Origin of the sequence: Marinobacter denitrificans (assembly GCF_008795955.1) — a bacterium.
In the GTDB taxonomy this organism is placed as follows: domain Bacteria; phylum Pseudomonadota; class Gammaproteobacteria; order Pseudomonadales; family Oleiphilaceae; genus Marinobacter; species Marinobacter denitrificans.
Window position 1 is genome coordinate 56,970 of record NZ_VMHN01000001.1, and the last position, 12,835, is coordinate 69,804.

Genomic DNA, 12,835 nt, shown 5'->3' on the forward strand with positions numbered 1-12,835 from the left:
AGCTACTGCACAAGCCGGGTATCTATTTCCAGGGTGACGACGTCAGCATCGGCGCCTCCCACCGGCACCGGCTCGTCCAGCTCTCCCTCCCAATCGCCAGCCTGGGGCCGGGCAGTTCCCGACCGTGACAATCGTGCTTGCACACGCACCTCGCCAGCCTCAGAAACCTTGGAATCCGGTGACATATTGAAACGGTCATCCAGACGTACATCTGCCGGTAACTGACCAGCTGTCAGTCGGGCTACTGCCAGTGGTGGCCCACCCTGCCCTTCGGCACTGCGGGCCAATACGAACAGTGTGGTGTCGTCCGGAACTTCGTCGCGGAATGACTCGGCAAGCTCTACCCGAACGGTAACGCCCGGCCCGGCGGCAACCTCCGCTTCGTCTTCTGGTACCTCACGACCAAGCCGTTGATAGGCCTGTTCAATACCCTGGCGAATAGAGCCGATCTGGGGATGATCCGGGGCCACTGCAACGATGCGTTCCCAATAGCGGATCGCCTGCTCATAGTTTTCCTGGCTGAACGCATGGATACCCAGAAGTCCCAGTGAATTTACCTCATCCGGATTGAGATCCCTGGCCTTCTCGATGGTTTCGGTAACTTCGGGCGTCATGCCACCCTGGCTCAGGAAAAACCGGGCCTGCGCGGATAGGCCCCATGCCACCGCCTTACCGTTGTCGTCCTCGTCAATGCTGCCGGCAAGCTGTTCAAAGGCCCAGGCGGCATCGCTGTATTGTTCAAGGCGCATATAGGTCCGGCCCAGCATCGCCCAGCCTTCCGTATTGTCCGGGTTCTCCTCCAGGCGTTCGCGCAATTGTGCCGTGAGTTCCTGCATCTGGCCAAGCCGGTCACCATCCGCCGCCATCATTTCCTGCATGGAGCGGAACTGTTCCACGTCGTCCAGTGCGCCCCATTGCTGGTACAGAAACACGGCTGCAGCAGGAACGATCACCAGGCTGGCAAGTACCACGGCAAAAGAGCTTTTGCCCCCATGCACTTGCTTCGGAGACTCCAGCACGCCCTGATCCGCATCCGGCACATCATCCAGCATGCTACCCGCCAGCTCTTCCCGGAGCTGCCGATAGCTGTCTTCGTCCATCGCGCCCGCCTCGAATTCGCGGTCCAGCTCTGCCATCCGGCTTCGGTAAGCCAGCAGATTCTGATTACGCAGGTCCAGCTCAGCGCGACGGCCTGAACGGTGGAAGAACAGCGGCGCGATAACAAAAGCCAGTGCCAGTATGATCATTACGGCTGCAGTGAGCCAGAAAGTCTGTGTCATGGAGCAGTCATGGTCCGGTAATAGGAAATGGGTGTAAACAATGCTGGATTGCAGGGGCCGCTAACCCGAGAATCAGGGTGTACGATCAGGATCATCCTCAGCAAGAATCCGGGACGCCCGGGCTCGTTCCTCGTCAGTCATCGCGGGTTCGCCTGCACCATTGCGACGGGCGCGCAAAACGATGACGGCCACCACAAGGAAGCCAACCACCACCGCAATCACAGGCGTGGCCCACAGCAGAATAGTCCGGCGGTCTACCTCGGGTTTGTAGCGTACAAATTCACCGAAACGGCTGACCAGGGCATCGACAATTTCTTCGTCGCGGGCGCCTTTCGACATCATCTGGTAGACCTCTTCCCTCATATCTTTGGATATCGGGGCGTTGGAGTCGGCAATGTTCTGGTTCTGGCACTTGGGGCAGCGCAGTTCCGAGATCAGTGTCTGGAACCGTTGTTCTTCCGCTCGGGAATCGAAACTGTATACATCGTCGGACTGGGCCATTGAGGACGGCCCGAATGCCATCAGCAGCAACGCGGCCATTACAGCACGAACCATCAGATCTTCTCCCGGTACTGGTTAACCAGGGGTTCAATATCCTGTTCCCAGACTTTTTCGTTGACCACGCCAACATGGCGGTGACGGACAATGCCTTCGGCATCAATCACGTAGGTCTCCGGCGCACCGTAGACACCCAGATCAAAACCCAGCCGGCCACGGGGATCATAGATGGACACCTGGTACGGGTCCCCCAGCCGATCCAGCCAGACCAGCGCATCGTCACGGTTGTCCTTGTAGTTCAGGCCCACGATGCGAATTCCTTTCTCTTCGGCGAGCCAGACCAGATCATCGTGTTCATCGCGACAGGCCGGGCACCAGGTCCCCCACACATTCAGCAGCGATACCTGGCCTTGGAATAACTCACGAGTCAGTTCGCGTTCCTCGTCGTGAAGGTCTTTCAACGTGAATTCAGGAACCGGCTTTCCGATCAGTGCTGATTCGAGCTTGTTGGGGTCCTTGCCGATCCCGGCGAACAGAAAAACCCCCAGCACGACCGCGATAATGACCGGTATAAACAGAAACACCCGCTTCATGACACAGCTCCTGCCGGATCCGCACGGCGAGTGCCGTCACCCTGAGTTGCCACTGACGGCTCGGCTTCCGACACCTTGTCGCGGATACGATAACGGCGGTCGGAGATTGCCAGGAAGCCACCGGCAGCCATAAACAGAGAACCCAGCCACAACCAGCGTACCAGGGGCTTGTATTGCAGGCGGATCGCCCAGGCATCGTCGGAGACCCGCTCACCGATCGCCACAAACACATCCCGGAACAGTCCGGCGTCTATCCCGGCTTCAGTCATGGTGTTGCGCTGCACCATGTATTGACGTTTCTCCGGATAAAGAGTCGAGACAACCCGCCCGTTATCGTCGGAAACCTCAAAACGCCCGTATTCCGCAGTAAAGTTCTTGCCGCGGCGATTGCCGATCTCAGTAAATGTCACCTGGTAGCCGCCCGCTGAGGCAGTGTCACCCGGTGACATCCTTACATCCCGCTCTATGCCATAATTGGATACCACGGTCGCACCTGCCATGGTGATGGCCAGCCCCAGATGCCCGAGCACCATGCCGTAATAACTGCGCGATTGGCGCCTCAACCCATGGAGCCGGCCTTTTTTCGAGCCGGACTTGTCCCAGATATCCCAGAAGGTGGCAACGCTTACCCACACAGATGCGAAGACGCCACCGAAGGCCCAGGGCTTGAAACCTCCGTAACCCACCAGAACCGCAGTGGTCACCACCACACTGATTGCCAGAGGCCAAAGCAGCTTGCGCCCCAGCCAGCCCCCGTCGGTTTTCTTCCATCGCGAAAATATGCCAGCGCCCAGCAGCAGACCGGCCGCAATTGCCAGCGGACTGAAGGTCAGGCTAAAGAACGGTTCACCAATAGAAAGCCGGCCCATTTCAAGGTAATCCAGTACCAGTGGATACAAGGTTCCCACCAGGACCAGCAGCGTCGCTGCCACCAGAAGCACATTATTAAGCAGCAGGAATATCTCCCGCGAAAGGCTTCCATAGCGGGAGCGCACATGCACCACCGGCGCACGGAATGCGTAAAGGGTCAGGCTGGACACGATGGTGATCGCCAGCAGCACCAGCAGGAAGGTGCCGCGATCCGGATCGGAGGCAAAAGCGTGCACAGACGTAAGCACGCCCGAACGCACCAGGAAGGTGCCCAGCAAGCTCAGAGAGAAGGTGACGATAGCCAGCAGTACCGTCCAACTCTTGAACACCCCCCGCTTCTCGGTAACGGCGAGACTGTGCATCAAGGCTGTGCCCGATAGCCAGGGCAGCAGGGAGGCGTTTTCCACCGGATCCCAGAACCACCAGCCACCCCAGCCAAGCTCGTAGTAGGCCCACCAGCTTCCCAGGGCAATGCCCAGGGACAGGAAGGACCAGGCCACGGTTGTCCATGGACGAGACCAGCGCGCCCAGGCCGCATCCAGCTTGCCGTTTATCAAAGCCGCAATGGCAAAGGCGAAGGCCACTGAAAAGCCTACATAACCCATATAGAGCATTGGCGGGTGCACAATAAGACCGAAATCCTGCAGCAGCGGATTCAGGTCGGCACCGTCAGCGGGTACGTTCGGCAGTGTCCGGTCGAAAGGGTTCGAAGTGATGATGGTGAACAGCAGGAAACCTACAGTGACCATGCCAAGCACCGCCAGTACCTGGGACACCATCACCGCAGGCAGACGACGGCTGAACACGGCAACCGCCAGGGTCCAGCCTACAAGCATCAGTATCCAGAGCAGCAGCGAGCCTTCATGGCCACCCCAGACGGCACTGAACTTGTAGTACCAGGGCAGCATGCTGTTGCTGTTATTGGCCACGTAAGCGACGGAGAAATCATCCGTTACAAAGGCATGGGTCAGTATCCCGAAGGCCAGCGCCACAAAAACAAACATCCCTGCGGACAGGGGCCTGGCAAAGGCCTGCAACTGATCACGGCCTGTCACCGAGCCCGCAAGAGGGACCACGGAAAGCAACACCGCCAGCAACAGCGCGAGTATCAGTGCAATCTGTCCGACTTCCGGATACATCAGGGTTCTCCAACTAATTCAACAGAATGGCCAGCAGGTTCAGTAGCTGGCGGCAGCTTCGCCTTGCGCATCAGAGATCGCAGCGCGTTTACCGGCGGCTTTTTCCAATGCTTCATTGACCTCGGGCGACATATAATTTTCATCGTGTTTGGCCAGAACCTGATCTGCCACAAAGCGGCCATTGCTATCCAGGCGACCCATGGCAACAACGCCCTGCCCTTCTGCAAACAGGTCCGGCAGGATGCCGGTGTATTCCATTAATACCGAGGAGGTGAAATCCGTTATCTTGAACTCCACCCTCAGGCTTTCCGGATCCCTTATCACCGACCCTTCTTCCACCATGCCACCGGCTCTTATACGCACATCCACCGGCGCTTCACCCTCAGCGATCTGGCTGGGGTCATAAAACAGGTTAATGTTCTGGCGCAGCGCATAGGTGGTCAGCCCTACCGCCACCGACACTCCGGCAAGCAGAAAAAGGATAATGGTGAGCCGTTTCTTCCGGATCGGATGCATGGTTCGTCTACCACTCAGTCTTGTGAAGGTTCAATTCGGGTAAAGCTCGCGCCCGCCGGACTCTCGGCGCGCACTGGCGTGCTATCCGTCCGGCGGCGCTGTTGCGCAATCACGAAACGGCGCTGACGCAGGGACCAGAACATAACGGCCCCCATGAGCAGGAAGAACACGAAATAACAGGCCCACACATAGGGCCCATGCCCTTCCATAACGATGAAGGCGCCGAACGAATCGAATGCCATCGGGTCAGTCCCCCCTTGCCTGGACCAGTTGTTGTACCCACCGGGTGCGGCCTTCGCGAACCAGGATCTCGGTCTGCATCCGCAAACAGGCCAGCCATCCAAAGATAAGGTACAGCCCCAGTACCGACAGTAGCAGAGGCACCCACATTTCCGCAGGCATGCTGGGCTTTTCTGTCAGTTTGAAGGTGGCGGGTTGATGAAGGGTATTCCACCACTCCACGGAGTACTTGATGATAGGTATATTCACAACGCCCACCAGTACCAGAACAGCCACCGCCCGCGCCGAGGACTTCTCATCTGATATGGCTGCGCCCAAAGCTATCACACCGAAATACAGGAATAACAGGATCAGCATGGAGGTGAGCCGCGCATCCCATATCCACCAGGTTCCCCAGGTCGGTTTGCCCCAGACAGCCCCGGTAAACAACGCCAGAAAAGTAAGCACCGCACCCACCGGCGCGACAGCTTTGACAAACACATCCGCCAGCTTCATACGCCACACCAACGTCACCAGCCCAGCAACTGCCATCATGATATAGACAGACTGGGCCAGAAATGCCGAGGGTACGTGGATAAAAATAATACGGTAGCTGTTGCCCTGCAGATAATCCTGGGGCGCAAAGGCCAGCCCCCAGCCCAGCCCGGCCACCAGCAGGGCAACGCCAACCCAAAGCAACCAGGGCATCAGCGTCGACGCGATACCGAAGAACCACTTCGGAGAGCCCAGCTTGTGAAAAATTTGCCACATCAGGTTGCTACCCTTCTACGTTTTAACTGTTGGACAGACTGATTCTTAAAGCGGCTGCCGAGGCGAAGGGCGCCAATGTCAGGGCCAACATCAGAAATGCCCCCATCAGTGCCAGCTGTCCCGCTACCGGCGCGCCCTCAGAGGCGGCCATCACCGTCCCGGTGCCAAAAATCAGCACCGGAATGTACAGTGGAATGATCAGCAGTGACAAGAGTACGCCTGCCGACCGCAAACCGAGCGTCAACGCTGCCCCAATGGAGCCGATCAGGCTCAGTACGGGCGTTCCGATCAGCAGCGTTAGACACAAAACCGCCACAGAGTTCCCTTCAAGGTGCACCATTACCCCAAGTACCGGCGCCAGCAGCACCAGCGGCAGCCCCGTCAGTACCCAGTGTGCCAGGGATTTGGCCAGTACCAGCAGGAACAGAGGCTGAGGCTGAAGCACCAATTGCTCAAGGGTGCCGTCGTCAAAATCGTGCCGGTACAGGTGATCCAGTGAAAGAAGCACTGACAGCAATGCCGCTACCCACAGGATACCGCTGCCGGCCTGCTGCAGAAATGACACTTCAGGGCTAACCCCGAGGGGAAAAAGGGTTACTACCATCACGAAGAACAGCAGTGGATTAAGCAGATCCTGAGGCTGACGAAAGGCTGTTTTCAGGTCCCGGACGAAAACCGCCTTCATGGCAGTGGCCGTGCCCACCGACACTTCAGGGGACCGCAGCGTAACGGTGAATTCAGTAGCCATAGCCGTCGCCTCCGCCCAACGTGACCCTTTGCATGGAAGGAAGCCGCAGATCATGGTGTGTTGTTACTACGATAGCGCCGCCATTTTCCACCCGCTCAATGAGTAACCGTTCCAGTGCCGCCACTCCCTGAATATCAATCGCGGTGAAGACCTCATCAAGTATCCACAAAGGCTCATCCGCTATCAGCAACCTGGCCAGCGCCACCCGACGCTGCTGGCCGGCGGAAAGGTTGCGGCAGGGAACTGCCTGGAAACCGCCAAGCCCGGTACCTTCCAGGGCCTGCCACAGGATCTTGTCCGGCAGTAACCGGCGGCCGTCCATCAAGGCACGCAGATTTTCCATGGGAGTTAGCAGGGGTTTGATACCGGGGCGATGGCCGAGATAGAGCATGTTACGGAGAAATTCTTCCCGGTAGCCGTTGCGGCTTTTACCCCGCCAGAGCAGATCACCGCTATAACTGTCGTTCAGGCCGGCCAGTATGCGTAACAGCGTGGTCTTGCCGGAACCATTAGGGCCCTCGACACGGATCAGACTACCGGGCAATATGGAAAACGAGAGATCCCGGAACAACACCCGGTCATCACGTTCACATTCAAGATTGACAGCCTGTAGTAACGGCTCAGACATCGGGGCCCCAGAGCTGGTTCAAACGATCGGGAAGGCAAACCTCGCCGGCGCGGCGTATTATAACGAAAGCGTCTCAGGAATACTCTTGTCTGACATCAAATCAGTGGCAATGAAATTACCAAACGGTAACCCTATACCACCGCCAAAAACAGATACCCCCGTGCCGACCCCCAGCCGGCCGGCAGGCGAGCAACCGGCGGCCACGGCGGATGCGGCGTCCGCGCGGGTTCTTCTCAACCAGCTCAAACTTGCCAACCGGGAAGCCACACTGGCACGGGTGGCCGAAGTGATCAACCGCCAGTCATCCGCCGGCGCACAGTTGTTGCTGGAAATCCGCGGCCAGTCATTGACGGTTCAGGCAGCTATTGGTGACACCTCCCTGCAAACCGGTGACTGGGTAAAGGTCATGCGGGCCGGTAACGAGTTGCAGTTGATGGGCAAACTGGCCCAGACCCCAGAGGCTGGTATTGCCCGGGCCCTGGCCCAGCGCCTGCCCTGGCAACAGTCTATTGATGCCGGCCTGGCGAAGCTTGTGGCCACACTGACCCAGGGTGTACGGCAGGACCCGCTGCCGGGCCAGCTACCTTCCTCCAGCCCGGCCCAGCCACTACCCGAAGCCGCCCGGCAGGCTATCCAGGAAATGGTCGCAAGGCTTCCCGCCAGTAATATGCTGGCGCCGGGTTCCGGCAGCCAGCCTACAGCACCACAACAGGTGCGCCAGTGGCTTTCTGAAAGTGGCCTGTTTGCCGAGTCGCGCCTGGCCCAGGCTCCTGCCAGCCAGATTCCTGATCTCAAGCTGGCCCTTGGCAGAATCATTACGGCCTTGCTGGCACAACAAGGCAGCACTCCGGCACAATTCAACCAGCTGACACCTATCGCCACTCCTGAACTGATGCAGGCACCGCTGCAATTCCCGCAACCCGTGGCGACGCCCCCGCCCCAGGGTAATGGAGAACCGCCCAGTGTCGGGCAGATGCTCCGCCTGCTGGCAGGAATGCTTAACCGTATTACAGTCAATCAGTTGCACAGCACGGCGTTGACCGCCAGAGGTGGTGGTGACGCAGCAGCACCAGCTTCCACGCTGCTGTTGGATCTGCCGTGGCTGACCCCCCAGAATGAACCCAGAATGGCGCAACTGCGCCTTGAACAGTACCGGGAGGAGAACGAGTCAGAACGGAAATCCCCGACACGGCCAACAGCAGAGTGGCGGCTTTCATTGGCGATGGACCTGGATGAAGCCGGACCACTGCACTTCGATGTGGCCCTGCGGCAGCAGGCGGTGAGCGCCCGCGTCTGGGCGGAGAAGCAGACAACCCTGCGCCGGGTGAATCAGGAACTGCCGGCCTTGCGGCAAAGCCTGTCAGACCTTGGCCTGGAAGTGACGGACCTGGAATGCCGCCGCGGCACCCCCCAGAGCAGTGTCACCCGGCTCGAACACAGACTGGTGGATACCCGGGCATGAACAAAGAGACCGATAACCACGGCAAAGCAGCCGTCGCACTCAATTATGATGGCGAGAAAGCCCCGACAATTACGGCAACCGGCACCCATGAACTGGCGGAAGAGATTATCCGCATTGCCCGTGAGCACAACGTACCCTTGTACGAGAACGCGGAACTGGCAAGTATCCTGGCGCGGCTTTCGCTGAACGAAGAAATCCCCGAGTCACTGTACCGGGTAATCGCCGAGATTCTTGCGTTTGCCTTCCATATCCGCGGGTTGACTCCTGACGACCGGCAACCCGGGGCCTCAGTGGATCAGTGAGCGTAGCGCCCAGGCCTGCTGCCAGTTGTCACCACGTCGCGATGCCACCGCTGTTTCAAAGTAGTGTTTCAGTCGGCGCCGGTCCTCGGGCTGGTCCTTGAGGGCCGAACCAATAATGTGGTGCATCAGCTGCTCCACCGTCATGCTGCCGCCGCCGTAATACCATGCGCTGAGACTGGCCGCGTGGGCCACGGAAACCGCTTCAGCAGTGGACAGAGCGGAGCCAGCCAGGCGGTCAGTGCTGCGGCCGTCCAGCGTCTGACCATTGCGCAACTCGTGAAACATGGTCACCAGAACCTCAACCACCGCTTCATCCGGAGCCACGTCAACGCCCGCCCGGGCGTTGGCTTTACGCACTTCCCTGAGCACCACGTCCATTTCGTCCGCCAGGTTTTTTATCGGTCGTATTTCTTCAAAGTCCATTCTCCGCTTGAGCGCGGCGCTCATGCGGTGCACCCCCTCATCGATGCTGTTTGACGTGGCAATCACATTAAAGCCGTCCCGGGCCAGTACCACGCCATCTTCTCCTGCCAGTTCCGGAATCACCACAACCCGGTCCGACAACACAGACAGCAGCGCATCCTGCAGCGACTGTGGGCAGCGGGCGATTTCTTCAAATCGAACCATGCGCCCTTCCATCATGCCCCTCAGCAAGGGGCTTGGTACCAGCGCTTTCAGGCAGGGACCCTCGTTACGCAGGACAGATTCATTCCAGCTGTACAACAGCTGTCCGACCTGGCTTACCGCCCCGCCCTGAAGTGTCAGGGTTGAGCTGGCCGATATCGCGGCCGACAACAGCTCCGAAAGCCAGGACTTGGCCGTACCGGGCTCGCCAACCAGAAGGCATCCACGGCTGGTACACAGGGAAATGATGATACGCACCACCATGGCCCGGTCTGCAACGAACTTGCGTTCAATACCCAGCTTTTCATCCCCCATAACAAACTTTTCCACCGCACGGGGTGACATCTGCCAGCCGGGGGGTACCGGGCCGTGATCCATACCTCTGAGCTTCGCGAGCTCTTCAGCGTAAACGGTTTCTGCCGGCTCACGCTGGGCGGCTCTGGACGCCTGATTCCTGCTGTTCATTCCTGACTCCTGCGGCCACCGCGAACTTCCGGCGCCATGCGTTCCATTGGGAGTATCCGCGGCAGTTCCGAAAGCGGGATAATGCCTTCAATCACATGATCCAGAGCACTGTCCCGCATGGTAATCAGACCCGCGTCCAGTGCCCGCCAGCGAAGTTCTCCGATAGGCGGCTGACTGGAAATGGCGTTACGGATGTCGGAATCGACTTCCATATATTCCACAATGGCCACCCGGCCCTGGGTACCTCTGCCATTGCAACTGTTACAGCCTGCACCTTCGAAACACCGGAAATCCGCCGGTGGCCCATCGGGAAACAGCTCGGCCACGATCGCCGGATCGGGCGTGGCCGGTTGGCGACAGTGTTTGCAGATTCGCTTCGCCAGTCGCTGGGCGATCACTGCCAGCAACTCACCGGCAATAGAGTTCGGGTGAACGCCCAGGTCGTATAGACGCTGCAGCGAATCCACGGCGTCGTTACAGTGCAGCGTTGACAGCACCACGTGGCCGGTCTGGGAGGCACGTATCGCCTCCAGAGCGGTTTCCTGGTCACGAATTTCGCCAACAAGAATAACGTCCGGATCTTCCCGGACGAAGGCCCTCATGGCATCGGAGAAGCCAAACCCGATCTCGGTACGCACGCGGGTCTGTTGAATATTGTCGATAGAGTATTCGATCGGGTCCTCTACCGTGATGACCTTTCGGCGGCCGTCATCCGCCAGGGTCTGCAGACCCGCATAGAGTGTGGTCGACTTCCCGGAACCGGTCGGGCCGACAACCAGCACCAGGCCTGCCGGGTTGTCCAGAAGACGCTCGTAACGCGCACCAATCATGGGGGACATACCCAGCTCGGAGATGGTCATGGCACGCCCCGTCTGGGGCAATAACCGGATAATGGCATGCTCCCCATGAAGCGAAGGCTGAGTCTGGATACGCAGATCGTAGGCGATATTGCCCAGTTGCAACCGCGAGCGGCCACCCTGGGGTAACCGGTGTTCGGCGATGTTCAGTTCCGCACGGAGTTTGATGACATTTATCACCCCCCTGATTTCCCGGGGCGATAGCTGGTACTGCGGCAAATCGTGGAGGTCACCATCCACCCTGAGCCGAATGCGGACCCGATCCCCATACTGCTCGATGTGAATATCACTGGCTTTTTCACTCACGGCATCCAGCAGGATCGCTTCGTAAACCGACACCAGATACGGGCTGACATGCTTATTGCCGGGATCGTTACCCAGGAGTTTGTCTTTGCTTGCATCGGCCCCGGGCTTGCCCTCCGTGCCGTCACCGTGATCCGCCACAAATCCAAGACCCTTGGCCGTCAGATCCAGTGCAGACCAGACCCGGCGGAAATCGGTCGGCGTTACCAAGAGACATTCAATAGTCTGATTGGGCGTCAGGCGCTCCAACTGATCAGTACGTGCGTCCGGATCATCGGTTACAACGGTGATCTTGTTATTATCCTGGGACACGGGAATCAGGCGTGACAGATCGAGAAACGTGCGGGAAAAACGCCGGAACAGTCCTGGATGAAGATCCGGGAGCAGCTCATCGGCGTCAGTGAACGTCATCCCCCTTTGCCGGGCGAGGGAGCGATACAGATCGATTTCCTCAAGATTCAGCTTGCGCCGGAGGATATCAAGCAGTGGGCTGTTCTGAGTGGCGGCCTCGGTCTTCGCCTCCGCCAGGATCTTGTCGTCAACAATGCCCTGGTCTATCAGAATCTGTTCCACGTTGCGGTTAAAGTCTACCCAGCCAAGTGTCCGGACCCGTTCCAACTGGACACCTTGCCTGACGAACATGGCCAGACTCGGGACCGGGCCAGCTCGCCCTTCAAGACAAAACAGATGCCCCCCTTCCCGCAGCAGGGGAGCCAGAGCATTCCGTTCACTGATAAACGTTGTGCACAGAACCAGATCGCACAACTGGTCCGGTTCCGGTGCTTCTTCCACGCTGGCCACAACGACATCCACGTTGTGCAGGCCCAGGCGGAAAAACCGCTCGCGCGCGGCTTCTGCAACGACCGGATTTTTCTCCAGGTAGATTACCCGGTGGGCCAACCCCGAAAGAACTGCAGCCAGGTAGCCGGAGCCACCGCCCACGTGCATTACCAACTGGTCCGGTTCTATCTCCGGAACCAGGGAGAGGATGTGGCGTACAGTTTCTTCGCGAGGGATGGAGTGCCCGGTTATTGAGGGGGCCAGATCGGAGCCGGATACAAAATCATGGCGGGATACAGACCTGAGGGCGTCAAGGGCCCTGGCGTAAACTCTCTTCATCCAGTAACGTCCGTAACAGCAGGATATCAGGCCGCCTGACGTTTTCTGAGTGCTGACACCAGCTCGGCCTCGGGACGGGAAATTCCGCACGTATTCATAAGATCGTCGATATCTGCGCCGAGATCAACCAGCCTTGAGGCTTCGTCGTAGGATATCCGCAGGGGGTCATTCTGGCGCATCTCGTCAAGCACGCCACGGATTTCGTGAAGCTGGCGCTCGCAGGTGACTACCCGCTGGCCCACCCCCATACTCCCACTGGCAGTGGCGTGAAGCTCCCGGCCCAGAATTTCGCAGCGCTCTTTTATTTGTTCCCGCAGTTTGCGGTTTTCCCGGCGAAACAACATACCCTGAACAAACAGCAGGCCCAGTGCGGCGGTGGTCAAAATCCACGGAGCCAGGGAAGAGATATCTGCAAACATGATGGACGTCCTCGGTTAATTG

14 protein-coding genes are annotated in these 12,835 nt (G+C 58.7%); 2 read left to right on the plus strand and 12 right to left on the minus strand.

Features of this window, described 5'->3' with window-relative positions:
* Positions 1–2: 2 nt before the first annotated feature.
* The 9 genes from ccmI to ccmA form a co-directional block, all read right to left on the minus strand.
* On the minus strand, positions 3–1,280 hold the full coding sequence (gene ccmI / locus FO268_RS00245) for a c-type cytochrome biogenesis protein CcmI (RefSeq protein ID WP_150987886.1): 1,278 nt from the start codon (positions 1,278–1,280) through the stop codon (positions 3–5).
* Between the two features lie 72 nt (positions 1,281–1,352).
* The gene (locus tag FO268_RS00250; RefSeq protein ID WP_150987889.1) at positions 1,353–1,835 is read right to left on the minus strand and encodes a cytochrome c-type biogenesis protein; all 483 of its coding nucleotides are present in this window, start codon (positions 1,833–1,835) and stop codon (positions 1,353–1,355) included.
* Positions 1,835–2,371: a DsbE family thiol:disulfide interchange protein gene (locus FO268_RS00255; RefSeq protein WP_150987892.1), complete on the minus strand. Its 537-nt coding sequence runs from the start codon at positions 2,369–2,371 to the stop codon at positions 1,835–1,837. The genes FO268_RS00250 and FO268_RS00255 overlap by 1 nt, the downstream gene beginning before the upstream one ends.
* Positions 2,368–4,380, minus strand: a complete 2,013-nt coding sequence (locus FO268_RS00260) for a heme lyase CcmF/NrfE family subunit (protein ID WP_150987895.1) — start codon at positions 4,378–4,380, stop codon at positions 2,368–2,370. The genes FO268_RS00255 and FO268_RS00260 overlap by 4 nt, the downstream gene beginning before the upstream one ends.
* Before the next feature lie 39 nt (positions 4,381–4,419).
* Complete coding sequence (ccmE, locus tag FO268_RS00265) at positions 4,420–4,896, minus strand: cytochrome c maturation protein CcmE (RefSeq protein ID WP_150987897.1); 477 nt, start codon at positions 4,894–4,896, stop codon at positions 4,420–4,422.
* Between the two features lie 14 nt (positions 4,897–4,910).
* Complete coding sequence (gene ccmD / locus FO268_RS00270) at positions 4,911–5,138, minus strand: heme exporter protein CcmD (protein ID WP_150987900.1); 228 nt, start codon at positions 5,136–5,138, stop codon at positions 4,911–4,913.
* A 4-nt stretch (positions 5,139–5,142) separates the two neighbouring features.
* Positions 5,143–5,886 carry a heme ABC transporter permease gene (locus tag FO268_RS00275; RefSeq protein ID WP_150987903.1) on the minus strand — a complete coding sequence of 248 codons (744 nt, stop codon included), beginning with the start codon at positions 5,884–5,886 and terminating at the stop codon, positions 5,143–5,145.
* Between the two features lie 22 nt (positions 5,887–5,908).
* Positions 5,909–6,571 carry a heme exporter protein CcmB gene (gene ccmB, locus FO268_RS00280; RefSeq protein WP_202336551.1) on the minus strand — a complete coding sequence of 221 codons (663 nt, stop codon included), beginning with the start codon at positions 6,569–6,571 and terminating at the stop codon, positions 5,909–5,911.
* Between the two features lie 52 nt (positions 6,572–6,623).
* The gene (gene ccmA / locus FO268_RS00285) at positions 6,624–7,262 is read right to left on the minus strand and encodes a cytochrome c biogenesis heme-transporting ATPase CcmA (RefSeq protein WP_150987909.1); all 639 of its coding nucleotides are present in this window, start codon (positions 7,260–7,262) and stop codon (positions 6,624–6,626) included.
* Positions 7,263–7,371: 109 nt separating this feature from the next.
* On the opposite strand from ccmA, the gene fliK reads away from it, so the two are divergent.
* A complete protein-coding gene (gene fliK / locus FO268_RS00290) occupies positions 7,372–8,724 on the plus strand; it encodes a flagellar hook-length control protein FliK (protein WP_150991516.1) in 1,353 nt (450 codons plus the stop codon).
* Positions 8,721–9,026 carry an EscU/YscU/HrcU family type III secretion system export apparatus switch protein gene (locus FO268_RS00295; protein ID WP_150987911.1) on the plus strand — a complete coding sequence of 102 codons (306 nt, stop codon included), beginning with the start codon at positions 8,721–8,723 and terminating at the stop codon, positions 9,024–9,026. Before fliK ends, FO268_RS00295 begins: the two co-directional genes overlap by 4 nt.
* Here the strand turns inward: FO268_RS00295 and FO268_RS00300 are convergent.
* Genes FO268_RS00300 through FO268_RS00310 form a run of 3 tightly spaced genes read right to left on the minus strand, consistent with a single transcriptional unit; the run spans position 9,012 to position 12,813 of the window.
* On the minus strand, positions 9,012–10,115 hold the full coding sequence (locus FO268_RS00300; RefSeq protein ID WP_150987915.1) for an ATP-binding protein: 1,104 nt from the start codon (positions 10,113–10,115) through the stop codon (positions 9,012–9,014). The genes FO268_RS00295 and FO268_RS00300 overlap by 15 nt on opposite strands.
* Positions 10,112–12,394, minus strand: coding sequence for an ATPase, T2SS/T4P/T4SS family (locus tag FO268_RS00305; RefSeq protein WP_150987918.1), 2,283 nt, complete (start codon positions 12,392–12,394; stop codon positions 10,112–10,114). Before FO268_RS00305 ends, FO268_RS00300 begins: the two co-directional genes overlap by 4 nt.
* 26 nt (positions 12,395–12,420) lie before the next feature.
* Positions 12,421–12,813 (minus strand): DUF2802 domain-containing protein, encoded by a 393-nt coding sequence (locus tag FO268_RS00310; protein ID WP_150987921.1) that lies wholly within the window; start codon positions 12,811–12,813, stop codon positions 12,421–12,423.
* Between the last annotated feature and the right edge of the window lie 22 nt (positions 12,814–12,835).

What these genes read in the sequence shown, in the direction of transcription:
- ccmE (WP_150987897.1), bottom strand. Translation starts at nt 4,896, where the DNA reads ATGCATCCGATCCGGAAGAAACGGCTCACCATTATCCTTTTTCTGCTT.
- ccmI (WP_150987886.1), bottom strand. Translation starts at nt 1,280, where the DNA reads ATGACACAGACTTTCTGGCTCACTGCAGCCGTAATGATCATACTGGCA.
- ccmB (WP_202336551.1), bottom strand. Translation starts at nt 6,571, where the DNA reads ATGAAGGCGGTTTTCGTCCGGGACCTGAAAACAGCCTTTCGTCAGCCT.
- fliK (WP_150991516.1), top strand. Translation starts at nt 7,372, where the DNA reads ATGAAATTACCAAACGGTAACCCTATACCACCGCCAAAAACAGATACC.
- FO268_RS00275 (WP_150987903.1), bottom strand. Translation starts at nt 5,886, where the DNA reads ATGTGGCAAATTTTTCACAAGCTGGGCTCTCCGAAGTGGTTCTTCGGT.
- FO268_RS00305 (WP_150987918.1), bottom strand. Translation starts at nt 12,394, where the DNA reads ATGAAGAGAGTTTACGCCAGGGCCCTTGACGCCCTCAGGTCTGTATCC.
- FO268_RS00295 (WP_150987911.1), top strand. Translation starts at nt 8,721, where the DNA reads ATGAACAAAGAGACCGATAACCACGGCAAAGCAGCCGTCGCACTCAAT.
- ccmD (WP_150987900.1), bottom strand. Translation starts at nt 5,138, where the DNA reads ATGGCATTCGATTCGTTCGGCGCCTTCATCGTTATGGAAGGGCATGGG.
- FO268_RS00300 (WP_150987915.1), bottom strand. Translation starts at nt 10,115, where the DNA reads ATGAACAGCAGGAATCAGGCGTCCAGAGCCGCCCAGCGTGAGCCGGCA.
- FO268_RS00260 (WP_150987895.1), bottom strand. Translation starts at nt 4,380, where the DNA reads ATGTATCCGGAAGTCGGACAGATTGCACTGATACTCGCGCTGTTGCTG.
- FO268_RS00250 (WP_150987889.1), bottom strand. Translation starts at nt 1,835, where the DNA reads ATGGTTCGTGCTGTAATGGCCGCGTTGCTGCTGATGGCATTCGGGCCG.
- FO268_RS00310 (WP_150987921.1), bottom strand. Translation starts at nt 12,813, where the DNA reads ATGTTTGCAGATATCTCTTCCCTGGCTCCGTGGATTTTGACCACCGCC.
- ccmA (WP_150987909.1), bottom strand. Translation starts at nt 7,262, where the DNA reads ATGTCTGAGCCGTTACTACAGGCTGTCAATCTTGAATGTGAACGTGAT.
- FO268_RS00255 (WP_150987892.1), bottom strand. Translation starts at nt 2,371, where the DNA reads ATGAAGCGGGTGTTTCTGTTTATACCGGTCATTATCGCGGTCGTGCTG.